Source organism: Arthrobacter sp. B0316-5-4 (genome assembly GCF_059090325.1).
Map to the genome: position 1 here is coordinate 88,729 of NZ_JBNHFN010000002.1, position 22,167 is coordinate 110,895.

Consider the following 22,167-nt stretch of genomic DNA (forward strand, 5'->3'; position numbering starts at 1 on the left):
CCCATGAGCCTCGCACGTCGGCTCATCTCAGCCGGATTCAGTGATCTCGAAAAGGGCGAACGCTTCCTCGCTGCCCCTGAACTTGAGGGTATCGACGAGGACGCGCTTTTCGTCGGGCTTTCCATGGCGGCCAGCCCGGATACGGCACTCCAAACACTGGTCCGGCTTATCGAGAAGAATCCCGGACTGAAGAAGCTGGCTGCAGCAGACCCGGATGCCAGCGAGCCTATGTACCGGCTGCTGGGTGCCTCCGAAGCGCTGGGGGAGTTCCTCATCCGACGGCCGGAGCACCTGGACGTTTTCGATGTCCGCATCAGTCCAGAGCCACTTCAGGCCTCCAGCGAAGATCTCCGGACTCTGCTTCTGCGCTCGGTGAAAGCCGAACCCGGTGCCCAGCGTCCTATTGCCGGGATCACCGGGATGCCGGCTTACGCCGCTTTGCGCACGGCCTACCGGCGGGGACTGACAGAGCTTGCCATCAAGGACCTTTGCGCCGCCTCGCCACAGGACTTCATGCCCTCTGTCGGTGCCGAGCTGGCGGACCTCGCCGGTGCCGCGATCGAAGCGGCCCTGGCGGTGTCCCGTGCCGAAGCGGCAGGCCAGTATGACCCCGAGGAGATTGCCGACGTCGGACTCGCGGTCATCGGCATGGGTAAATGCGGTGCGCGCGAGCTGAACTACATTTCCGACGTCGACGTCATTTACGTCGTCGAATCCGGGGAACTCGATGACGCGCGTGCCTCAACCATCGGTACGGCCCTGGCGTCAGGGATTTCCAGGGCCATCTGGTCGTCCGCCCCCGAGCCGGGGCTGTGGGAAGTCGATGCCAACCTGCGGCCCGAAGGCAAGTCAGGGCCCTTGGTCCGCACGCTGCCATCGCACTTGAGCTACTACGCACGTTGGGCCGAAAGCTGGGAGTTCCAGGCACTCCTGAAGGCCCGCACCATTGCCGGGGACCGGGAGCTTGGCCAGCGTTACGAGAAGGCAGTGGAGCCCCTGGTGTGGTCCTCTGCAGGCCGTGAGGGCTTTGTTGAATCCGTGCAGGCCATGCGCCGCCGGGTGACCGACTATATTCCCGCGGCCGAAGAACAGCGCCAGATCAAGCTGGGACGTGGCGGACTTCGGGACGTCGAATTCACCGTGCAGCTGTTGCAGCTGGTCCATGGCAAGTCCGATGAATCCCTGCGATGCAGGGACACCACCTCCGCCATAGCCGCGCTATCCGCCGGTGGGTACATCGGCCGTGCGGACGCGGCAGCCTTCGACAACGCGTACCGGTACCTCCGCCTGCTGGAACACCGCATCCAATTGTTCCAGTTGCGCAGGACCCACCTGATGCCGGCCACCGAAGACGCCCAGCGCTTCCTTGCCAAGGCAGTCCTGGGTCCATTCGCGCTTGAGCGCCCGCATCCCGACCAGCTGATGGGGACGTGGCAGAAGACCAAGAAATCGGTCCGGGAGTTGCACGAGAGGATCTTCTACCGGCCGCTGCTCAATACTGCGGCAAAGCTGAGCAGCGAAGACGCCAGGCTCAGCCCTGAGGCTGCGCAAGGCCGGCTCGCCGCACTCGGTTACCTGGATCCCCAAGGCGCCATGCGGCACATCGAGGCACTCACGGCAGGAGTCAGCCGGCGCGCGGCGCTGCAGCGCCAGCTGCTTCCCATCCTTCTTGGCTGGCTGGCCGAGGGTGTGGATCCCGACGCCGGACTACTCGCCTTCCGCCGTGTCAGCGAGACTCTCGGAACCACGCATTGGTACTTGGGGTTGCTCCGTGATTCCCAAGCAGCCGCCGAGCGGTTGTGCCAGGTCCTGGCCAACTCCCGGTTGATTTCGGACCTGCTGGAAGTGTCGCCGGAGTCCGTGGCGTGGCTTGGCAGCGACAAGGAACTGGCGCCGATCCGCTTTGAGGCGCAGTGGCAGGAAATCCAGTCCAAGCTTTCCCGCCACCCGGACCCTGAAAGCGCCATGCGACTCATCAGGCTGATCCGGCGCCGGGAAATCCTGCGGACCGCCATTGCGGACAGTGCCGGGTTGCTGGACCAGGACGCCGTTGGGCTCGCCCTGGCGGAGACAGACCGGGCAGCCGTCCTGGGTGCTTTGCATGTTGCCGAATCGGTGGTGGCTGCGGAGGGTCCGCTGAAGACTGATGTCCTGGTGGTCGCGATGGGCCGGCAAGGCGGACGCGAGATCGGTTACGGTTCAGACGCGGATGTTATTTACGTCCACCGCGCCCGCCCCGGTTTCAGTGATGCCGAGGCCCAGGAACAGGCGACGACGATTGTCGCCAAGATCTCGAGTTTCCTCACCCAGCCGCTCAAGCCGGCCATCATGGCAGAACGAGTACTGATGGTGGACGCCGACCTCCGGCCCGAAGGCAAGAACGGTGCCATGGTGCGTTCCCTGGACTCCTATGCGGAGTACTACCGCAGATGGTCGCTGATCTGGGAAGCCCAGGCGCTGTTGCGGGCGCGCCCCATGGCGGGCTCGGATGAACTCGCCGCCGATTTCGTGAAGCTCATCGATCCCATCCGTTACCCCGAGGAACTCGCCGAGCAGGATGTTCGGGAGATTCGCCGTGTCAAGGCGCGTGTGGAGTCCGAACGGTTGCCCCGTGGCGCTGATCCGGCGCGGCATGTGAAGCTGGGCCGTGGCGGGTTGAGCGACGTCGAGTGGTTGGTCCAGTTGATTCAGCTTCAGCACGCCGGGAAGCACCCGGAACTGCGGACCAGTTCTACCCTCGAGGCTCTGGCCGCCGCCGAAAAACTGGACTTCATCGACGAAGACGACGCCGCGCTCCTGCGGGAGGCATGGCAGCTGGCCAGCCGCATCCGTTCCGCAAATGTCATCGTGACTGGCCGGGCTTCAGACCTCCTCCCGTCCTCGCGTAAGGATCTGGAGGCGGCAGCGCGCTGGTGTGGGTATGCTCCCGGGAATGCCGGTCAGTTCGAAGAGGATTATCTGCGGCTCAGTCGTCGTGCCAGGGGAGTGTTCGAGAGACGGTTCTACGGCAACTAGGTCTGCAGGGTGTGTGCAGTTCAGTTGGTTTGGGAAGCCGCAGCGTGAATGGCCATGGCGAGGTCGCGGGGACGGCTCCACATGGGCCAGTGCCCCGTCGGGAGGTCGATGACGTCGAGGTGTTCGAGTTCCGCGACTTCGGTAAACATCGCATGGCCGGCTCGGGCCAGCTCAAGCACCTGCTCGCCCGGGATCGAACAGCACACCAGGGTGGTCCGGACGTTGCGACGGGCCTCGTTCGTGAGCTTGACGGGCTGACGAAGCACGGGGCCGGGCTCGGGGACGGCCCGTGCCCGGAAGCGTTCGAGGACCTCTGCGTTCAGGCCTTCCAGGCTCGCCTGCTGTGCCAGGACGTCGAAGGACGGTAGCGGAAGCTCCGCCAAACCGTCCGGGAGGTCCGGGGCGAAGACACTTCCCGGCGCAACCGGGCCCGAGTCAACCCACACCACCCGGTGGACAAGCCCCGGGTGTCGGTCAATGACGAGACTGACGGGCGCGTTAGCCCCACTGTGAGCGACCAGGATCACCGGCTGATCGTGGTGCCCAATGGCGCCCAGGATCGCTGTGGCCTGATCGTCGAGAGTCCTCGCCGTGCGCTCCGGGTCATCAGCGTCGAGGCCAGGCAGCGTCACCGCGATGGCGCGGGCATGGTCGGCTTTCAAGTGTTCAAGGACTTCATCCCACGCCCAGGCGCCCAGCCAGTGGCCGGCAATAAGGATGATCGGACGGCTCGTATCTGTTGACATGCAACAACTCTCGCAGGCCCCACGGACAAGGGTATGTCACTATTTATGTCATGAATTCGATCGGGCCTGGGCTGTGAAACGAGCCGAACGACTCCACGCCCTGTCGGAAATGCTCCGCCGCAGCGGAGGCCGGGGGATCTCCGCCGAACGGCTGGCAGGAGAGCTTGAGGTATCCGTTCGTACGGTCAAGAGAGACCTCGATGCGCTGGAGAACAGCGGTGCGCCCCTGTGGTCCCGCCCTGGTCCGGGAGGCGGCTACGGGTTGGCTGCAGGTGCCACCCTGCCACCTGTCAGTCTCTCTTCTGCACAGGCGGTGGCGCTGATGGCGGCTGTGTCCGCCGCATCGGACGCACCCTACGCGGATCTGGCCGCAGCCGGCATCCGGAAAATCATGGACGTCCTTGATCCCAGGACCCGGGCCAGAGCCGACGAGCTGGCCCACCGCGTCTGGGTGAATGCGCTTCCCTCACCTTCGCGCGCAATCAGGTCGGCGCTGGAAGAGGCAATGGCCGAGCAGCGCGTGCTCCGGATTCGCTACACCGCGATGGACGGGACCACCACCACCCGCGATGTCGAACCCGTACTATTTGCCTGCACGAACGGCCAGTGGTACCTGGTTGGATGGTGCCGGCTGCGCAACGCAATGCGATGGTTCACCGTTGCCCGCATCGAGCGGGCCAGTGTGACCAAATTGGCCTGCGACGGTCATACCGTCCAGGAGGTCGGGGAACCCCCGGCGAATGCCAGGCCGGTGCACGGTCGCAGTGAGTGAGCCAGAGGTAGTCTCCCTGGTCAGTAGGACGAGGCCTGGGCCATGGCCGCCGCTGCCTTTTCCCTGGCATGCCGCAACATGGCCACCACTGGAGCGCCAGGTGTGAGTTCGCCGTTAACCACGTAGCCTTCTTCGCGGTCCCGCAGCGTTTCCACCATGCGTTCACGCCACAACTGCAGTTCGCCCTGGTTGGCAGTTTCCTCGGCGAGGTTGGTGCGCTCCTGGGGATCGGCGTCGAGGTTGAACAATTCTTCCGTTCCCCGACCGGAACCCCAAATGTATTTATGGTGCCCGTCCGTGAGCCAGTGCAGGTTCTGCCCCCAGTAGACGTGCTCGCCGTGCAGGATGTCACGGACGGCCAGGGTGCTTTCACCTCGGACGATCGACGCAAGCGACTTTCCATCGACGGAGTCCGGGATCGGCAGCCCGGCGAGGTCCAATAGCGTGGGCATGATGTCCCGGAGTTCCACCACGTGCTCCACTACTGTTCCCCGCGCTGCGGTTTCAACGGCAGGAGAGTCGGCGATGATGAACGGCACGCGGGCGGAGCCTTCGTACGGAACTGCCTTACGGAACATGTGGTGGTCGCCCATCATTTCGCCGTGGTCGCTGGTAAAGGCGATAACGGTGTTGTCCAGCAGTTCGAAGTCAGCCAGCGACTCTTTGATCCGATTGATTTGCAGGTCGATCTGGGCCATCAGCCCGTAATATCCCGCCCGGGCACGGTGCACGACGTGGTCCGGAACCTTGCCGTAGCTGGCCTGGTAGTCGCCATCCTGGCGGTGCTCGTCCCAATGCTGTTCCCAGTTGCCTTTGACTGCCTCATAGGCAGGAAGGTTGAGGTACTGCTCAAAGGCCCACGACGGCGGGTCGTACGGGGGATGCGGGCGGTGGAACGAAAGGTAGAGGAAAAAGGGCTTTACGGGGTCCCGCCGGTGCATCCATTCGATGGCCTGGGTGCCGATCCAATGCGTGGGATGGAGATTCTCTGCCTTGTCCCACGGCCGGGCGACAATTGAGTTGCAGTTGACGCCGTGGTCGAAGTATTCGGCGTCCGGGCCCATTCCGGGTTGCCTCCGGAGCCAGGGGACGTAATCGTCAAACATGCCGAAGTGTTGTCGGTGCTCCCGGCGGGCATGGTGGAGGAATCCGTCGTGAAGGATGACGTCGTCGAAACCGAGCCGGGAACGTTCGGGCCATACGTGCATCTTTCCGATGGCCTGCGTGTGGTACCCACCTTTTCGGAACTCATCCTGTACCGTCACCGGGTGGACTGCATGGAAAGGTACGCCGTCGTTGTAGCCAACCCGGCCATGCCGTTCCTGTGACTGTCCCGTGAAGAGCGCTGCGCGCGCTGGAACGCACGACGGGGTAGCAGAATAGCCTTTGGAGAAGCGGACGCCCTGCCTGGCCAACTCGTCCAGATGGGGAGTTTCCACGAAGGGGTGCCCGTCCGAGGACAGGCAGTCGCCCCGCCACTCATCGACGCAGATCAGGATGACGTTGGGCTGGTTCACGTAGCGATGCCTCCGGCGTTGGACACTGTTGGGACAACCCTAAGGGAAGAAAGGGCTGAAATGCTCGAAGGTGACTCTGGGGATGCGCTTTCAATCGATAATGATCACCAGTGGTTGGGTGACGTCTGGTTGATTCCCCTCAAAATGCTCGACGACGACTCCCGGGCCATACAGTTGGGCGCGGTGGCCGGGATGGCGGTCGATGACTCCCAGCGAAATTTTGTAGGCGACCCCCTCCGCATGGTGCTGATTGGCCTCGAAGAGGATTCGCGGTTTCCGTACATTATTGAATCCGGCGGGGAGGCGGTGGGAGTCCTGACCCTTCAAGCTGGGGCGGCGAGCCTCGCGGGCTGGGCGGACGATGAATCGGCCTGGTTGCTGAGGGGGTTCCTCATCGACTCCCGGCATCAAGGGCGCGGCCTCGGCTCAATGGCGGCGCGCGCCGCGGTGGAAGAGGCCCGAAAGCTGACGGCGCGGCTGGGTGGCGGCCAGGTCGGCGTCGTACTTTCCGTCAATGAACGCAACCCTGCAGGGTTGGCTGCGTATGCCAAAGCAGGCTTCGTGGACACCGGCCGGTATCTGGGTGGAAGTGCCGGTCCGCAGCGGACCATGTACAGGGAACTGGGCTGACCAGGCTGTCAATGTAGGTTGACGGCGCCGCCAAGCGTCAACTATGGTTGATGGCATGGAGGTGGACCGCATGAAAACGCTTGTGGGATCGATGGACGGAATGGGCCCCGCGGAGGCGCTCTACGCCGTGGCGGAACTGCAGAAGGAAGTAGGCCGCACTGAGGCCTCGCTGGTTCGGTCGGCCCGGCAATCGGGGTTGTCCTGGGAAGCGATCGCCCTTTGCCTGGGCGTCAGCAAGCAGGCCGTACACAAGAAATACGGAAAGCAGTAGGAGGGTCTTTGCGGCCTGTTCCTGGACCGGCGGCGTCGCCTAGACTTCTCCCGTGACAGTGATGCTGGATCCTGAGGGGACTGCCTTCTCCAACGCGAGCTGTTTCCGCTGCAAGCAGGCGGGGCCGCACTGGTCATCGCGCCACGGCCGCGACGGAACCTTTGCCTGCCGGCGGTGTTTCGCCACGTTCGCGGACGCCGAAGCAAACGAGGGGCCCCGCGCCGGCAATGCGGCGGGTGACGAGGGCCCCCGGTAGGCCCAATCCAAGTAGTCGCGGCTGCCGGGTGACGAAAAACGAGTACACACTACTCGTGCCCCGGGTGGGCGTGGGCGGGCAGCATGGTCCCTATGACAGCCTATGTGATCGAATCAGCGGCCCTGCTCCATCGCTGCCAGTGCTGCGGTGAAGAAACAGATCGGGTGTTCTGCGCAGACTGTGCAGCCCCCGAGCAACCAGGGCAAGCACCCACTACCAAACACTGAGCGCCGGGAAGTATCCCCTGGGTGAATCGCCGCGGGGGCATGCCTGACGCTAAGTAACCTTATAGACTTCTTCTGTCACTGATCTCGATGCATAGGGGAAGTACATGGAATACAACGGAAGTCCGACCGAAAAGGCGATTACCGCCGGAGAGCTGGACCGGCGTCACGTCGGTCAGTCCGTGAGCTTTCAGCCCAACGACTTCACTGTTGTCTTCGGGACGATCGCAGGCATCGCGCGGACCGAAGCGCTGGTTTATCTGTCCCTCAATGGCGTTGGCGGTGGTACGCATCTGAAGGATGAGTACGACCTGCCCATCGACAAACACGTCTATTTGCAGCTGGACCCGCTCGGCAGTGCGGAAAAGGGTTTGACGGACGCCGCCAGTTTCGTCAAGGACAAACTCGACGAAATCACCCGGAACATCCGCGAACGTGAGCACGAAAAGTCAGAGTAGTTCCTGCGCGCACGATGAAGGCCAGGGTCAGTCGCTTCGGACTGACCCTGGCCTTCTTGCGTGTTGGGGCTAAGCCCCGTGCAGGGGGCACGCGCGGGTTCGAACCCAGACGAGGCATGCGTACTGGGGGGCGTTAATTTCCCCATTTGGTGGATGTATTGGTTGGGTGTTGATAGTGTCGGGCATGTCCGGTCGCGGTGGTGATGCCGCTGGCGGTTTATGATTGTCACTTTTGGGGGTTTCTATGTCGCGTGTGTTGTCTACTGAGCAGGCCAAGGCTGCTATTGGTCAGGTGCAGTCGATTATTACTGGTGGTTTTACGGATCAGATTTCGGCGTTGGATGCGCAGGGTCGTGTGTTGTCGGATCCGAATGTGTGGGATGGTCCGTTGGCTGCTGAGTTCCGTGGTTCGACGTGGCCGGAGACGAAGGCTGCGTTGGATAAGGCGCGGGAGGAGTTGGAGCAGTTGCGTGGTCAGTTGCAGAAGATTTCGCAGGATATCTTCTCTGCTGGCGGCGGCGCGTAGTTGTCATAGGGGGAAGGGCCTCACGGCCCTTCCCGGCCAGTCCGTAGGGTTTTCGTTGGGGGAGTAAGCATTGGCCGTAGCGTTTGATGATGATGCTGCCACGTCGTTGGTCAGGGTTGCTCGCGACGTGGATGGGCGGCTTCGCGATGAAGGCGTGTTACGTCCCGGCGCGGTAGCGAACAGGCCGGCTACTTTGACGAGCGAACAGAGTCCCTAAAAAACGTAGCCTGGGCAATCAGGGGAAACTGAAAAGATCACCCCGTATGTTCCGTTGGGGCCGACTGATTTGCAAAAGGCCCTATTGGAAGGAATGTCGAATGCCAGCGGCTAAGACTCGAATTAGGATCTTCACGGCCGGGGCAGCCGTGCTCATGATGGGAATGACAATGACCGCATGCGCTGAGAAGGGTCCCAACTCGACAATGTCAGACAAGCCGTCATCGGAAAATACAATCAGCGCCAGAGAAGGGCGGGACCGGGCGGTCGAACTCGTCATCAACACCACCAAACAGCTCGACGTCACCGGCTGGTGGCCCCGCAACGGCGTCGCGTGGGCGCAGGAGTGCTCCCTCGGGGCGGGCGAGGAGGGAGCCAGCTATGGCTATGACCGCTGGGCACCCCAAGGAACTAACCATGTTGAAGACGCCAAACGCGTAGCCGAGTATTGGAAATCCCTGGGCATGACCGTACGCACCGTGAATCCAACGACACACCCGACCGTCTTCGCAGAGGGAGGCCCTGTCCTTCGGGCCGAGTTCGATACTGACAGGCTACGTGAATACTACGATGTGGGCGCTGTTGCTCCCTGTTCACCGGGCGACGCGGTTGAATTGAACGACGAAGACGAAGCAGAACGTAAATAAGGGACAGTTCTCCCCGGAGACGAAGGCCTGGTCGTTCGAGACGACCCCACGCAATAGCTCCAGGAGGCGACCACACCCGCTGTCCGCCATTCAGTCCTTACTGTCGGTCTGTTGATAGCGTTCTTCTTATGCCTTAGGACGATAAGCCGAGCCGGCGTTTCCTCACAATCGAGCAGGTCGTGGAAGAGTTAGCGACCAGCGACGTCCAGATCCCGGCCATCCTCAAGACAGGTCAGCTCAAAGGCATCCGCCACTCGGTATGCGTAGCCGCCAACGTCGAAGCGGAAGCTAACCGACGGGCACATATAGGCCCGACAAGGAAGAAACAGCCTGGGTGGCAGTAGCCGGTGTGCTTGCCGAGCGGCTCAAATCGCGGACTGACCAGCACGCATGGAACACAAAAAGGCCGACCCCGAGGTAGTGAAACCTGGGGGTCGGCTTTTCTGTATTCAGATTCTTGCGGGCTACCTGCGGACTATGCCCGCTTCAGCCGCGTGATCCAGCTAGACGCCGTAGTAGAGCTCGAACTCGTACGGGTTCGGGCGCAACGACAGCGGTCGAATCTCGTTCTCGTACTTGTAGTCGATCCAAGTGTCGATGAGGTCCTGGGTGAAGACGCCGCCGGCCTGCAGGAACTCGTTGTCCTCGCGTAGGGCCTCAAGAGCCTCTTCCAGGGAGCCCGGAGCCTTGGGGATGTCCTTGGCTTCCTCGGCAGGGAGCTCGTAGAGGTCCTTGTCGATGGGAGCCGGGGGCTCGATGCGGTTGCGGATGCCGTCGATGCCGGCCATCAGTTGGGCAGCGAATGCCAGGTACGGGTTGGAGGACGGGTCCGGAGCGCGGAACTCGATGCGCTTGGCCTTCGGGTTGGTGCCCGTGATCGGGATACGGATACCTGCGGAGCGGTTGCCCTGCGAGTAAACCATGTTCACGGGAGCTTCGAAGCCCTTGACCAGGCGGCGGTAGGAGTTCACCGTCGGGTTGGTGAAGGCGAGCACGGCGGAGGAGTGCTTCAGCAGGCCGCCGATGTACCAACGCGCGGTGTCCGAAAGGCCGGCATAGCCCTTCTCGTCGTAGAACAGCGGATCGCCGTTGCTCCACAGCGACTGGTGGCAGTGCATGCCAGAGCCGTTGTCACCGAAAACAGGCTTCGGCATGAACGTGACGGACTTGCCCCAAGCGTCCGCGGTGTTCTTGATGACGTACTTGAACTTCTGCAGGTCATCGGCAGCAGCGGTCAGCGTGGTGAACTTGTAGTTGATCTCAGCCTGGCCGGCAGAGCCAACTTCGTGGTGGGAACGCTCAACCTCGAGGCCGGCCTTGTCCAGCTCAACGCACATGGCGTCGCGGAGGTCGGCCTGCTTGTCGGTGGGGGAAACGGGGAAGTAGCCGCCCTTGACGGGGGTCTTGTAGCCGAGGTTTCCGCCCTCTTCCTTGCGGCCGGTGTTCCAGTGTGCTTCCTCGGAGTCGATCTTGTAGAAGCTGCCTTGGGGGGAGGACTCGTACTGGATGTTGTCGAACACGAAGAACTCGGCTTCGGGAGCGAAGAATGCGGTGTCGGCGATGCCGGTGGAGGCCAAGTAGGCTTCAGCCTTCTCAGCAACGCCGCGAGGGTCGCGGTGGTACGGGTCGCCGGTGCGCGGGTTCACGATGGAGAAGTTCAACGCGAGCGTCTTCTCGATGCGGAAGGTGTCAACGAAGGCAGAAGTTACATCCGGGATGAGCTGCATGTCGGACTCAGCGATGCCCTGGAAGCCGCGGATGGAAGATCCGTCGAAGAGCTGACCATTGACGAAGAAGTCGAGGTCAACGCTCTTGGCCGGCACGTTGAAGTGCTGCTGGACACCAGGAAGGTCGGTGAAGCGGATATCGACGAACTTGACATCTTCTTCTTTGATGAACTTGAGGACTTCGTCCGCAGTCTTGAACATCTATGCTCCTTATGCATATCAAGTAACAGGCCCGGAAGGCCGCGTGGTGCAGCCCAAACCGAAGGCAGGAGGCACAAAAAGGACTCCTTGCCATGGTGGCTGGCAACTCATACCACCTTAGGGAGATGGGATTTCCCGGGGGTGTCAGTATTGTTTCCGGCAGGTTACAGAATCGTCTGTTGTGTAAACGGTAGTCGGCTGTCCGGTGTTCGGTCCAAGCGGGTCCATTGGGCGAACATGAAAGGTGCTTGTGCAGCCCGTCGCGGTCGGGCGCAACGCGCACCAGACGTTAAGCTTGATGGGTGGTAGATCGAAAAGACATTGGTTCGTGGTTGAGCGGACCGGACACATCCGGCATCTCCAAATATCCAGGCGAAAGACTCGGCCTACCCGAGTCCGGCCCTGGCTCCATCGCCCGTGCCGGGCGCCGCATCTTCGGGATCGTGATCGACTGGACCTTGGCGCTGGTGATCAGCAACTTCGCTTTCGGCGGTAATCAGTGGGCTACGCTCGCCATCTTCGCCATCGAACAGATTCTTCTGATCGGCACCCTAGGGTACAGCATCGGTCACAGGATTATGGGTATTCACGTAGTGCGGCTTGGGGGCGGGCCGGCGGGTCCAATGGCCGCGGTGGTGAGAACCCTGCTGCTCTGCCTGGTCATCCCTGCAGTGGTCTTCGACCCGGACCAACGCGGACTTCACGATAAAGCCATGAACACCATCCTCATCAGAAGGTAGGCAGCTGGCGGTCGACAGTTTTTGACAACGTAAAGAAAAGCGCGCTTCCCCGCAGTGGGGAAGCGCGCTTTTTCGTTCGGATGGGTCCTGCCGGGCTAGCGGCCGCGAGCGGCCTTGCGGTCCGGGCGGGCCTTGTAGGGGTCGATGCCCTTGGGGATCGGCAGGCGGTTACCCAGTGAATTGATCCGCTTGCTGACTGCGTTGACTTCAACTTTGGTGAGCTCGTTCTTCATTTTTCCCATAGTCTTGGCCAGCTGGTTGAGCGGAACCTGGCCTTCGCCGCGACCCGACTCCAGGACACGGATGGTGACGTTGGGGAGAATACGTGCAAGGCGCTTGCGTTCGGCGTCCACCAACGGCTTAACACGGTGGGTCGGTCCTTCGCTGACCAAGACGATACCGGGTCGGCCGATGGCCATGAAAACGGCGTCCTGGGTACGCGGGTTGACCGCAACCGGCTGATCCTGCGTGATCCAGCCGCGGCGCAGCGTCCCCAAGGCAGCACCGGAGGCACCGGGCTGGTTCTCAATCTGCGCAAACGCTGCCTTCTCGGCGCGGCGCGAAAGTATGAAGACGGCGGCGAGCAGGCCCAAAGGAATGCCAATAATCAGGCCGGTAACCCAGTTCTCCAGCAGGTAGCCGATGAGGAAGGCAACCGCGACGACGGCAAGGAACGCCAGCAGCATGATCCAAACAACCTGGGGATCATTCCGCCGGGTCATCTTAAAGACTTCAGCGATCTGCTTCAGCTGGCTCGGCTTCTTGGCCTTGGCTTCCTTGGGCTTGCGCTGGAACAGCCCACGCTTGGGTGCGTCGGCCGATGGGGTCGATTTGCTGGAATCAGGGGAGTTCGCCATAGTGCCTCAATTCTACGTGATATCCGTGCAGGCCCCGGACGTTGCATCGAAACTGTCGAAGCCAGGTTTGGGGGATCGGTCTACCCCTGCACTGGCGTGCCGGGGTAGACCCGCGCTGTTTGGGCCTATCGATTTTCGAATTCCACGTCATGATTCTGCGGCGTCCCGCACTTGAACTTCGCGAGCCTTTGCCGCTGAAAGCACCCCCCTAGGAATCAGATGCCCGAATCACCCCCGCTGCTCACTATTGTCCTGGAAGAGACAGGACTGCTTGACCGTGAGTCCGCGATGTATAGACGCCTCATGGCTGCCCGTCTTCGGCTCGAATCCGATTTCGCGGTGCGCCACGTCGATGAGCCCTTGACGACCGCCAGCATCGCAGGACTCTGCGCAGAGATACAGAGCAAGTACGTCATCTTTATGCGTACCTCGCATCTCATCTCCGCCAATTACGTGGCGACTTTGTTCGAGTACCTCAGGACACGGACTGTCTATCTCGCGGAACCGGTGGTGTACACCGGGGCCATTGCGAAAAATGTCGCCGGAACCAAGATTGATGACACCTACCACTTCAGCCGCGACACCGATGTTTTCGGCATTGCGTTCAACACCAAGCGGCTTGGTGATGCACTTGAAGCGCTCAAGGACATCGATCGTTCGGCCCTGTACATCAGCTACCGGCTTTATTGGTCCATCGCCAAGGTCAGACCCCTTACGACTGGCTTCTCGGTTGCCTCGGATACCAAGGCAGCCACCGGGCTGCAGATACCAAGTGAGGCCCAGCGTCTGGTTCCGCTTATTCCGTTTCATTCCCAAGAAATCCGTTTGCAGCTTCTGCGCTACGTTGCCTTGTTCCTGAGGGGAATCCGCGGGCAAAAGGCGACATCGATCAGTCTTAGCCATCTCCGGGACGTGAGCCGCGATTTCCAGCTCATCGAGCTCGTCGGCATGGTGGAGCAGCTTCAACCGTTCGAAGCCGCATGGATTCGTTGGCTGGATGACTCCCTGGTAAGCCGGCAGCTCTACAAGCAACTGAGCCACAAGGACGCCTACCTGGTTTTCAACGGTAAGCACGAGGACCGGACCGGGACCTCCCTGCACCTCTACGAACTGTTGTTCCAGGACGACATCCTGACTATCGAGAAGCAATATCTGGAACGCAGGCTCCGTCCCGGAAATGCCAGGCCGGGAAGCTACAACTTCTACAACCGGCCGATCGGACCATCCTCAACCATCCTGTTCTTTGATCGGCCCCAACAAGCGGACGACAACGCCGAGCACCTGTACGAGTACTTCACACGAGAGCACCCGGAATTCGGCAACGCCTACTTCGCGATCAGTCCCAAGTCGCCCGATTGGCCACGGCTGGAAGCAAAGGGTTTCAAGCTGGTCCCGATCTTCACCAAGGAGTTTTACGAGATGTTCCTGGTGTCGGACCTGGTGGTTTCATCGCAGATCTACAGCATCAGGTATCGGGGAAAGTCATTTGCGAACTCACGGTTCGTATATCTTCAACACGGAATCCAACTCAATGACATGTCCGACTGGGTGCTTTCCAAATACTTCGACGTTTTCGTGGCTACGGGTCGCATGGAAGCGGACTACATGGGCAGGCTTGCCCCCGTGGAGACGCTGAATTCAGGGCTGCCACGCTACGAGTCCCTGGCGCGGGCAAACGAAGGGCAGCGGCACCTCCTTTTCATGCCGACCTGGCGCTTCAACCTTCACCAGTCATCCACGGAGCGTTTCGCCCAGTCGGGCTACTTTCGCACCATCGACTCCTTTCTCTCCGACTCGGCACTGTTGTCCTTCCTGGCGGACACGGACCGGGTCCTGCACGTCAAACTGCATCCGAACGTGGAAAAGCGTGCCGGCCAGTTCAGGTTCACCGAGCGCATTGTGCATTCCGGCCTGAGTTACAGGGAAGCAATCCGCTCTGCGGAATTGGTCATCACCGACTACAGCTCTGCCGCCCTGGACGCGGCCTTCATAGGAATCCCCATCGCCTACTACCACTGGGACGCAGCGGACTTCTTCCGCGACCAGCCCTATGAGAGCCGCCTTGATTACCTCGACGACGGCCTGGGACCCGTATTCAGTGACCAATCCGGAATCGTGGACCACATCATCCATGAGCGCTTCGCAGCTGAGGATGTCACGTACACGCGGCGCCGCGAACGCTTCTTCGAAGGCGTGGAACCCCAACGCATAAACGAGAAAATTGTGGAGAGGATGCTTGGTCTCTGATGTCGAGGATTCATAGCTTCAAACGGAGCATCAGCATGGCCGGGAAAGCTGCGGCGTATTCGCCTGCTGGCCTGGAGTTTGCCAGGGCGCTTCTGGCGTCGAAGCCAGATTCACCGGTTCGGCGAATGATCAAGGCAAAGGGCCTCGAAGGCCGGATCCGCAGGATCGCCTCAGAGAACCTTCCGCAAGGCATCTACTTTGCCAAACTGACCCTGGGGGACTGGAAAAGCTGGAATGGAAAGCCATTTCGGCTGTTCCAGGACGGTGCCCTGGTTTACGGAAACATGATCGAGCCGCCGGCCCGCGGCTTTCCCCTCGAATACCGGAACATCATGGTGACCTCGAATGATGTATCGCATTTCACGTTGGACATCGACGTGCCTTTCGAACTGAAAATAGGGCGTGGGGCTTTCACGACACCTCAGCAACTGAGATACGACGAGCAGTACGGCGTGGAACAGCATGGGGACGTTTTTTACTCCCTTCGGGGCAACACCACCACCCCGACGAAGATGCTCATTACCTTCCCCGGATTCGGCCCTTCCACCACCCGTATCTCCTATGCAGTGAGTTACCTCAAGGACCTGAACGACGAGGACCTGAACGACACGCTGATGGTCTGTTTCCAGGACCGGTACTTGGCGGCAGGATCCTACATGATGGTCGACAACGCGGGCAGGGCGCTTTACGAACGCGTCCGGGATGCCATTGAAGGTTTGAGGAGTCGCTTCGCCATTGACCGGACCCAGATGCTGTTTTTCGGCGCCTCCAAGGGCGGCGCCATCGCCATACAGTACGCGCGGGAGTATCCGGAGGCAGCCTTACTCCTCGCAGTTCCGCAGATGAACCTGCCCTACTACTTCACCAAACCCGCCTTTAAGGACAACCTCTTCCGTCACAATGCGTTGCGCGAACTGGAACAGCCGGAAGTCCGGCTCCGTGAGTACTTCGACGAGGGGCGCAGAATCCATTACTTCTACACAAATTCGGACGAATCGAGCAACCATTCCCTGATCGAACTGGCGAGCGACATACCGCATCTGGTGAAGTACCGCATCGACGGGCAGCATTCGGATGTGGCCCGGGCTGCATTGCCGGCAATGCTGGGTCTTATCCGACGATTCCTGCGTGGTGGGGCAGACGAGCAATTCACCTGCGAAGAGCTTCGGACCTTCCGCCACACAGGGAACGTTCAAGTGCAGGTCCGTGTGGATCCGGTGGCGTCCAAGGTTTCCGGAGCGAACTGGTTCATCCAAGGGCAGGCGGGGCGCACACGTTTCCTGCAGTTGATGACCGAGCATTCCTACGACTTCGTCAAGTACACGACAGCGGAGCAGAGCCTGTTCCCGGCATACGATCCGATCGTGGAACTGGAACACGTCCTGGCGATACAGCCCAACGGCACAACCTGGAGCGGATCCTTGCCCTCCCGTGTCAACCCGGGAACCCGGGTACCCAAACAGCAACTCACCAACTGCGCGCTGTCACTGGACGCCTCGACTGTCCAGGAATACGTGGTGCTGGACGGCGAATCGTTCGGCCGCTACAGATACCGGTGGCATCGACAGGTGGACGGTGCCGACACGCTGGAAATGCACTTCGTCCCTGAGCTCGGAAGCGGGACATGCGGACCGTTAGATGGCGACCAGCGCGAACAAGCAGCCTCCACGGTGGAGGTTCAACCTATTGATGGTTGCTCCCTGGCGGATCTGTTCGCCTTACGGGTCCTGATCGCCACTGGCATGCGGCGGCTGCATGTCGTGATCCACGGAAAAACCCTCAAGGCGGACCTGGAGGCGCTGGCCACGATGGACTGGGACGGCATCACCGTTGACCTGCATGAATCCAAGGCGGTGCTGGCTGGTGCAGCGCAACAGTAAGCAGAATGGTGCGGGCCCGGCGCCCACGACGCAGACTATCCGGGAGTACGGGGACGTCTCCGCGATCCGGAACAACGTGGTGCACCTCCAGGACACGCCTGGGTCGGAGTTCATCGGTTCAAGCATTGAATTCGCGGGTACGGGAAATGTCCTCTTCGTCGAGGACGGTACACGGCTACGCAATTGCCGGCTGCGATTCATGGGCAATGATGCGGTCATCCACCTGCGAAAGTCCCATGGATTTCTCAGGCTGATTGCCACTGTCTTCGAAGAGTCTGTGTTCTACCTGGGCCCGGGTGCAACCTTCACCTCAGAAGCACGCGTCCTACCCACCGAACGCAAACATGTGATTGTGGGCAGTGACGCAATGTTCTCCTCCCGGGTGGCCTTCCGGACGGCTGATCCCCACCTGATTTACTCAGTGCAGGACCGTCAACGCGTCAATCCCAGTCAATCCATTTGGGTGGGGGACCACGTGTGGTTGGGCGAAGACACCCTGTTGCTGAAAGGCTCGCGTGTCGGCTCGGGGAGTATCCTCGCCGCCCGGGCATTGATCACCAAGAACGTCCCCTCCAACTCAACCGCTGCCGGCGTTCCCGGGAGGATTGTCAGCAGTGGGATTTTCTGGACCCGACCGTCCGTTCACGGCTTCACCGAAGCCCGGACGGCGCAGAACCTCGTCCACGACGGGGACGAGTTCATTTACTCAGCGGATGGGAATGTGGCTGACATGAAGCAGTTGGAGGATGAACTGGGGGCAGCCACGTCCGGGATCGGGAGGGCCGCCTGGTGTTTCCAACTGGATCAGTTGGAAGGCAAGAACCGCTTCTATCTCGTGTAGCCCGGTTGCTGCCGCACCGCACCATGTGGGCGGCGCGGCAGGTGGTTAGCTGTGGGCGGCGAGGATGGTGGAGGCTTCCTGGCGGGTGGTGCCGGAGGACTCGATGTGGGCCAGGGCGGCCGGGATTTCCCAGCCCTTCTTGCGCATCGCGGTGGCCCAGAGGCGCCCGGCCCGGTAGGAGGAACGGACCAGGGGCCCGGACATGACGCCGAGGAAACCGATCTCCTCGGCCTCGTGCTGGAGGTCCACGAACTCCTGCGGCTTGACCCACCGGTCCACCGGAAGGTGCCGCTCGGAGGGGCGCAGGTACTGGGTGATCGTGATCAGGTCACACCCGGCGGCGTGCAGATCCCGGAGGGCTTCGGAAATCTCTTCACGGGTCTCGCCCATGCCCAGGATCAGGTTGGACTTGGTCACCATGCCCAGATCCCGGCCCTGGGTGATGACATCCAGGGACCTCTCGTACCGGAACGCCGGCCGGATCCGCTTGAAAATCCTCGGCACGGTCTCGACGTTATGCGCGAATACCTCGGGCTTGGAATCGCAGATCGCCGCGATGTGCTCGGGTTTGCCGGAGAAGTCCGGGATCAGCAACTCCACCCCGGTGCCCGGGTTCAGTTCGTGGATCTTCCGCACCGTTTCGGCGTACAACCAGACACCCTCATCGGCCAGGTCATCACGGGCCACACCGGTCACCGTGGCGTAGCGCAACTGCATGGCCTGCACCGAGCGGGCCACCTTCGTGGGTTCGAACATGTCCACCGGGGAGGGTTTGCCGGTATCGATCTGGCAGAAATCACAGCGCCGGGTGCACTCGGACCCGCCGATCAGGAACGTCGCTTCCTTGTCTTCCCAGCACTCGAAAATGTTCGGGCAGCCGGCCTCTTCACAGACCGTGTGCAACCCTTCCTTCTTCACCAGGTTCTTGAGCTGGACAAACTCAGGACCCATCTGGACCTTGGCCTTGATCCACTCAGGCTTACGTTCAACCGGTACCGCCGCGTTACGCTGCTCAACGCGCAACAACTTACGGCCTTCAGGTGCCAAGGTCACTGGAGTGCTCCTTCGGGGGTGGAAACGAGTGCTTCTTCGTGCTTGCGGAATTCTTCCACGAAGCGGTCGACGATATCGGCCGGATTGATGGTCTGGCCGGTCTCCAGCGACATGGTGGTGACGCTGGCGTCGGTGATGCCGCAGGCGATGATCTGCGCGTACGGTGCCAGATCATTGCTGCAGTTGATGGCCACGCCGTGCATGGTGACGCCGTCGAGTACACGGATGCCAATGGCCGCAATCTTGCGGTCCGGACCGTTTTCGTCGGCAAGGATCCAGACGCCGGCCCGGCCCTTAACGGTGACGGCGTTGATGCCGTAGTCCTTCATCACAGCGATCATGGTGGCCTCAAGCCGCTCAACGTAGTCGCGGATTCCAGCCCGGTTCTTGAGCTTGAGGATGGGATAGGCGATCAACTGTCCGGGCCCGTGCCAGGTCAATTTGCCACCTCGGTCCACGGGAACGACGTGAGTGCCATCAAAGGGACGCTCGTGATCCTCCGTGAGCTTGCCTGCCGTATAGACGGCGGCATGCTCCAGAAGCAGTACGGTGCTGTTCTGCTCGCCCGCAACAACTTTGTTGTGGATCTCGCGCTGCAGGTCCCAGCCCTGCATGTAGTCAACGAAATCAGGGGCAAGACCCAGTTGTGAAAACTCAAGAGTCATGCGTTCAAGCTTAGACCCCGCAGCAGACTGGCCATGGTTTTGTGGTGAAGCTCTCAGTCGTATCACGGCTGCTTGACCACGACCCGGTAGGGGCTGTGGATAACTTCTGCACCGATCCTCGCCGTCCGGTAGACCTTATCTATGGAAACTCTGGATTCTGCTGATACGCCTCCCCGCCTGCCGGGGTATCGGGCAAGCCGTCAACTGGGCAAGGGCGGGAGCTCTACGGTATGGCTGGCGAGGAGGGACTCAGACGGAGAGCAGTTTGCGGTCAAATGCGTCAAGGCGGCGGCTCACGATCGTGGCCCCCGGGATCCACACGGTGACATTTCGCATGAGGCTGGCGCCTTGCTTGGGGTGAAGCACAAGCACTTGGTTGGCATCCACGACGTCCTCCAGCTCGACACGGAAGTTCCGGGAGTCCGCGGCATTGTCATGGACTACGCCGCAGGGGGTTCGTTGGCGAACCTGGTATCCGGGCGCGGACGGCTTCGGGTGGGGGAGGCGGTAACAATTCTGGGTCCCCTCGCCCAAGCCTTGGACTACCTCCATTCCCAGGGCGTGGTGCACGGGGACGTGTCGCCGGGGAACATCCTGTTCACGGCCGAAGGAATGCCCCTGCTGGCGGATTTCGGGATCACCGCCAGGGTAGGCGACGCCAAGCATCACCTGGACGTGGGAACGCCTGGGTTCACCGACCCTGTGGGCCTCGTTTCCGTGGGCCAGGAGGATGGGGCATTGCGGCCGGAACGCGACCTCTATTCCCTCGCGGCTGTCGGCTGGTTCTGCCTGACGGGTTCGGTCCCCGAACAGGCAATGGACCGTCCGCCCTTGTCATTTGTCGCCAGTGAAGTACCCCGCTCCCTCGCTGGCGCGTTGGAGGCCGCTTTGGATCCGGACCCCCGGATGAGGCCTTCAGCAAGGGAATTTTCGACCGCCGTTTTCCGCAGCGCGGCCCCGGAAGCAGTGGATCTTGCAGGGGCGGTGCACCCCTCGGTCATTCCCGACTTGCTGACGCGGCGTCAGGCGCTGGATCGAACACCGCGCCGAAGTGCCCGGTGGTTCGGGAATCGGCGCTCGGTCCTGCCCCTGGGGAAGGTTGTACTCCCCAAGGCCTCCCAGACGCTGGGAAGGCACAAGATACGCAAAGCGTCCGCGGGCATCAAGGTAGCGGTGGTGCTGGGGGCCGGAATGCTGGTAGCAGCCACCGCGTGGGGCCTTTGGGGGCAGGGCCAACCATCGGTGCCGCTTTCCGGAGCGGTGGATGTGTCCGGTTCTGGCCTGCCTACGGACATCCCGGAGTCCTCTTTGCTCCCGGAGGGCCTTAATCGGGAGCTTCATTCCGATGACCTGGCCGTTGCCGTGCCGGCTTTGGCAGCTGTCCGGGACTTGGCGTTGCGCCAAGGCCACGTTGAGCTCTTGGCTGTGATCAACGCACCCGGTTCACCAGCCGAAGCTGCTGACCGCCAAGTGGGGGAGCACCTTCGAACAGCCGGCACGGTATTCGCCGGCCTCGCGACAACCGTGACGGCCGTGACCATCCGGGAACCGCCACAGCCCGACCACGCGATGGTGGAAATCGTAGCCGCTACTTCCGCCTACGAGGAACGCCTGTCCTCAGGCTCGGTGGTCCGTTCGGAGGAGGCCGGGACGCCACAGGATCTCCGGCTGCATCTGGTGCGTCGGGACGGACGATGGCAGATCGTGGAGATTCTGGCCGGCGCCACAGGCTAAGAGCCGAAGCCGCCACCGTGAAGCGCTAGCGATCCTTTGCCGTTGTCAGCCATTCCATCGCTTCAGCAAGTGAGGGGTGCTGCCACTGGAAACCTGCGTTTGCCAGCCGGCTGGCGTCCATCTCTTGGTTCGCCAACACCAGTTCGTCCGCCAGCTTTCCGAGTACCAGCCGAAGTGCTGGCCGGGGCACCCGGCAGAACGCCGGCCTGTGGAAGGCTTTCGCCAGGTGGGACACAATGGTGTTCACGTCAGCGCTTTCCGGAGCGCAGACATTCACCGGTCCGTCGATGTCGGCCGTCAGGAGGTACGCCAAGGCGGCAGCTTCATCGGCCAGCGTGATCCAGGGCCAATACTGCCGCCCATTCCCAAAAGGTCCTCCGAGCCCGAGCTTCAGTAGCGGGAGCAGCGGCCCGAGTGCGCCACCTGACGGGCTGAGAACCACGCCGGTCCTCGGAGTGACGACCCGCACGCCCGGGGGCGCGGTCCTGGCAGCCCGCTCCCACTCCACGCAGAGGGGGCCAAGGACGCCGCCGCCGGGGCCTGAGTCCTCCCGGAGCGGGCCATCAGTCGTGGCGCCGTAGTAGCCGGATGCTGATTGGCTGATGAAAGTCGACGGCGGTTGGCTGAGTCGCTGCAAGGCGTCAGTCAGGGTGCGGGTGGGTTGGAGTCGGGAATCCCGGAGCACTTCGATTCGCTGTTTCGTCCACGGACGGTCACCGATGCCTGCTCCCGAGAGGTTGACCACGGCGTCGACGCCGTCGAAGACCGCTTCGTCCAACTCTCCCGCGGCGGGGTCCCACGTCCGCTCCGCTGCATTCCTGGCAGGTCGGCGGACCAGCCGGATGACGTCGTGGCCCTGGCTGGCCAGTTGCGCCGACAACGCCGTTCCGATCATTCCCGAGGCTCCGGACATCACGATTCGCATGACCCATCTCACCATGGCC

19 protein-coding genes are annotated in these 22,167 nt (G+C 61.7%); 12 read left to right on the forward strand and 7 right to left on the reverse strand.

What is annotated here, in order from left to right:
- Positions 1 to 3: 3 nt before the first annotated feature.
- Positions 4 to 3,015 (forward strand): bifunctional [glutamine synthetase] adenylyltransferase/[glutamine synthetase]-adenylyl-L-tyrosine phosphorylase, encoded by a 3,012-nt coding sequence (locus AC5RU9_RS04735; protein WP_211711299.1) that lies wholly within the window; start codon positions 4 to 6, stop codon positions 3,013 to 3,015.
- Between the two features lie 20 nt (positions 3,016 to 3,035).
- Here AC5RU9_RS04735 and AC5RU9_RS04740 read toward each other — a convergent pair whose 3' ends face one another.
- On the reverse strand, positions 3,036 to 3,761 hold the full coding sequence (locus AC5RU9_RS04740; RefSeq protein ID WP_494015529.1) for an alpha/beta fold hydrolase: 726 nt from the start codon (positions 3,759 to 3,761) through the stop codon (positions 3,036 to 3,038).
- Positions 3,762 to 3,834: 73 nt separating this feature from the next.
- Here AC5RU9_RS04740 and AC5RU9_RS04745 point away from each other — a divergent pair, with 73 nt between their 5' ends.
- A complete protein-coding gene (locus tag AC5RU9_RS04745; RefSeq protein ID WP_494015530.1) occupies positions 3,835 to 4,533 on the forward strand; it encodes a helix-turn-helix transcriptional regulator in 699 nt (232 codons plus the stop codon).
- 20 nt (positions 4,534 to 4,553) lie between these two features.
- On the opposite strand, the gene AC5RU9_RS04750 is transcribed toward AC5RU9_RS04745, so the two are convergent.
- The gene (locus AC5RU9_RS04750) at positions 4,554 to 6,050 is read right to left on the reverse strand and encodes an arylsulfatase (protein WP_494015531.1); all 1,497 of its coding nucleotides are present in this window, start codon (positions 6,048 to 6,050) and stop codon (positions 4,554 to 4,556) included.
- A 60-nt stretch (positions 6,051 to 6,110) separates the two neighbouring features.
- On the opposite strand from AC5RU9_RS04750, the gene AC5RU9_RS04755 reads away from it, so the two are divergent.
- The 5 genes from AC5RU9_RS04755 (at position 6,111) to AC5RU9_RS04775 (ending at position 9,278) form a co-directional block, all read left to right on the forward strand.
- Entirely contained in the window at positions 6,111 to 6,680 is a 570-nt protein-coding gene (locus AC5RU9_RS04755) for a GNAT family N-acetyltransferase (protein WP_494015532.1), read from the forward strand.
- Positions 6,681 to 6,735: 55 nt separating this feature from the next.
- Positions 6,736 to 6,951: an AsnC family protein gene (locus tag AC5RU9_RS04760; protein ID WP_309996531.1), complete on the forward strand. Its 216-nt coding sequence runs from the start codon at positions 6,736 to 6,738 to the stop codon at positions 6,949 to 6,951.
- A gap of 587 nt (positions 6,952 to 7,538) precedes the next feature.
- Positions 7,539 to 7,889: a hypothetical protein gene (locus AC5RU9_RS04765; RefSeq protein ID WP_211711294.1), complete on the forward strand. Its 351-nt coding sequence runs from the start codon at positions 7,539 to 7,541 to the stop codon at positions 7,887 to 7,889.
- A 244-nt stretch (positions 7,890 to 8,133) separates the two neighbouring features.
- Complete coding sequence (locus tag AC5RU9_RS04770) at positions 8,134 to 8,415, forward strand: pyrophosphorylase (protein WP_144653423.1); 282 nt, start codon at positions 8,134 to 8,136, stop codon at positions 8,413 to 8,415.
- A gap of 317 nt (positions 8,416 to 8,732) precedes the next feature.
- A complete protein-coding gene (locus tag AC5RU9_RS04775; RefSeq protein WP_494015533.1) occupies positions 8,733 to 9,278 on the forward strand; it encodes a hypothetical protein in 546 nt (181 codons plus the stop codon).
- Positions 9,279 to 9,781: 503 nt separating this feature from the next.
- On the opposite strand, the gene glnA is transcribed toward AC5RU9_RS04775, so the two are convergent.
- Positions 9,782 to 11,206, reverse strand: coding sequence for a type I glutamate--ammonia ligase (glnA, locus tag AC5RU9_RS04780; protein WP_211711292.1), 1,425 nt, complete (start codon positions 11,204 to 11,206; stop codon positions 9,782 to 9,784).
- A gap of 302 nt (positions 11,207 to 11,508) precedes the next feature.
- Between glnA and AC5RU9_RS04785 the strand changes: the two genes are divergently transcribed.
- Positions 11,509 to 11,946, forward strand: a complete 438-nt coding sequence (locus tag AC5RU9_RS04785) for an RDD family protein (protein ID WP_494015534.1) — start codon at positions 11,509 to 11,511, stop codon at positions 11,944 to 11,946.
- 95 nt (positions 11,947 to 12,041) lie between these two features.
- On the opposite strand, the gene AC5RU9_RS04790 is transcribed toward AC5RU9_RS04785, so the two are convergent.
- Entirely contained in the window at positions 12,042 to 12,803 is a 762-nt protein-coding gene (locus AC5RU9_RS04790) for a DUF4191 domain-containing protein (protein ID WP_494015535.1), read from the reverse strand.
- A 219-nt stretch (positions 12,804 to 13,022) separates the two neighbouring features.
- Between AC5RU9_RS04790 and AC5RU9_RS04795 the strand changes: the two genes are divergently transcribed.
- From AC5RU9_RS04795 to AC5RU9_RS04805, 3 genes are read left to right on the forward strand one after another with little or no spacing between them, the layout of a single operon-like run.
- Positions 13,023 to 15,050 (forward strand): CDP-glycerol glycerophosphotransferase family protein, encoded by a 2,028-nt coding sequence (locus AC5RU9_RS04795; protein WP_494015536.1) that lies wholly within the window; start codon positions 13,023 to 13,025, stop codon positions 15,048 to 15,050.
- Positions 15,051 to 15,085: 35 nt separating this feature from the next.
- Positions 15,086 to 16,930 carry a hypothetical protein gene (locus AC5RU9_RS04800; protein WP_494015537.1) on the forward strand — a complete coding sequence of 615 codons (1,845 nt, stop codon included), beginning with the start codon at positions 15,086 to 15,088 and terminating at the stop codon, positions 16,928 to 16,930.
- Positions 16,914 to 17,771 (forward strand): acyltransferase, encoded by an 858-nt coding sequence (locus AC5RU9_RS04805; RefSeq protein ID WP_494015538.1) that lies wholly within the window; start codon positions 16,914 to 16,916, stop codon positions 17,769 to 17,771. Before AC5RU9_RS04800 ends, AC5RU9_RS04805 begins: the two co-directional genes overlap by 17 nt.
- Before the next feature lie 45 nt (positions 17,772 to 17,816).
- On the opposite strand, the gene lipA is transcribed toward AC5RU9_RS04805, so the two are convergent.
- Entirely contained in the window at positions 17,817 to 18,824 is a 1,008-nt protein-coding gene (gene lipA / locus AC5RU9_RS04810) for a lipoyl synthase (protein ID WP_309996322.1), read from the reverse strand.
- A complete protein-coding gene (gene lipB / locus AC5RU9_RS04815) occupies positions 18,821 to 19,546 on the reverse strand; it encodes a lipoyl(octanoyl) transferase LipB (RefSeq protein ID WP_494016057.1) in 726 nt (241 codons plus the stop codon). Before lipB ends, lipA begins: the two co-directional genes overlap by 4 nt.
- An 84-nt stretch (positions 19,547 to 19,630) precedes the next feature.
- Between lipB and AC5RU9_RS04820 the strand changes: the two genes are divergently transcribed.
- On the forward strand, positions 19,631 to 21,223 hold the full coding sequence (locus AC5RU9_RS04820; RefSeq protein ID WP_494015539.1) for a protein kinase domain-containing protein: 1,593 nt from the start codon (positions 19,631 to 19,633) through the stop codon (positions 21,221 to 21,223).
- Between the two features lie 25 nt (positions 21,224 to 21,248).
- Here the strand turns inward: AC5RU9_RS04820 and AC5RU9_RS04825 are convergent, their stop codons facing one another.
- Complete coding sequence (locus AC5RU9_RS04825; protein WP_494015540.1) at positions 21,249 to 22,148, reverse strand: TIGR01777 family oxidoreductase; 900 nt, start codon at positions 22,146 to 22,148, stop codon at positions 21,249 to 21,251.
- Between the last annotated feature and the right edge of the window lie 19 nt (positions 22,149 to 22,167).

Bases quoted from the DNA above. Each gene is read 5' to 3' on its own strand.
- AC5RU9_RS04820 (WP_494015539.1), top strand. From the start codon at position 19,631: ATGGAAACTCTGGATTCTGCTGATACGCCTCCCCGCCTGCCGGGGTAT.
- AC5RU9_RS04760 (WP_309996531.1), top strand. From the start codon at position 6,736: ATGGAGGTGGACCGCATGAAAACGCTTGTGGGATCGATGGACGGAATG.
- AC5RU9_RS04790 (WP_494015535.1), bottom strand. From the start codon at position 12,803: ATGGCGAACTCCCCTGATTCCAGCAAATCGACCCCATCGGCCGACGCA.
- AC5RU9_RS04765 (WP_211711294.1), top strand. From the start codon at position 7,539: ATGGAATACAACGGAAGTCCGACCGAAAAGGCGATTACCGCCGGAGAG.
- AC5RU9_RS04735 (WP_211711299.1), top strand. From the start codon at position 4: ATGAGCCTCGCACGTCGGCTCATCTCAGCCGGATTCAGTGATCTCGAA.
- AC5RU9_RS04755 (WP_494015532.1), top strand. From the start codon at position 6,111: ATGCTCGAAGGTGACTCTGGGGATGCGCTTTCAATCGATAATGATCAC.
- glnA (WP_211711292.1), bottom strand. From the start codon at position 11,206: ATGTTCAAGACTGCGGACGAAGTCCTCAAGTTCATCAAAGAAGAAGAT.
- AC5RU9_RS04825 (WP_494015540.1), bottom strand. From the start codon at position 22,148: ATGCGAATCGTGATGTCCGGAGCCTCGGGAATGATCGGAACGGCGTTG.
- AC5RU9_RS04775 (WP_494015533.1), top strand. From the start codon at position 8,733: ATGCCAGCGGCTAAGACTCGAATTAGGATCTTCACGGCCGGGGCAGCC.
- AC5RU9_RS04795 (WP_494015536.1), top strand. From the start codon at position 13,023: ATGCCCGAATCACCCCCGCTGCTCACTATTGTCCTGGAAGAGACAGGA.
- AC5RU9_RS04770 (WP_144653423.1), top strand. From the start codon at position 8,134: ATGTCGCGTGTGTTGTCTACTGAGCAGGCCAAGGCTGCTATTGGTCAG.
- AC5RU9_RS04800 (WP_494015537.1), top strand. From the start codon at position 15,086: ATGGCCGGGAAAGCTGCGGCGTATTCGCCTGCTGGCCTGGAGTTTGCC.
- AC5RU9_RS04740 (WP_494015529.1), bottom strand. From the start codon at position 3,761: ATGTCAACAGATACGAGCCGTCCGATCATCCTTATTGCCGGCCACTGG.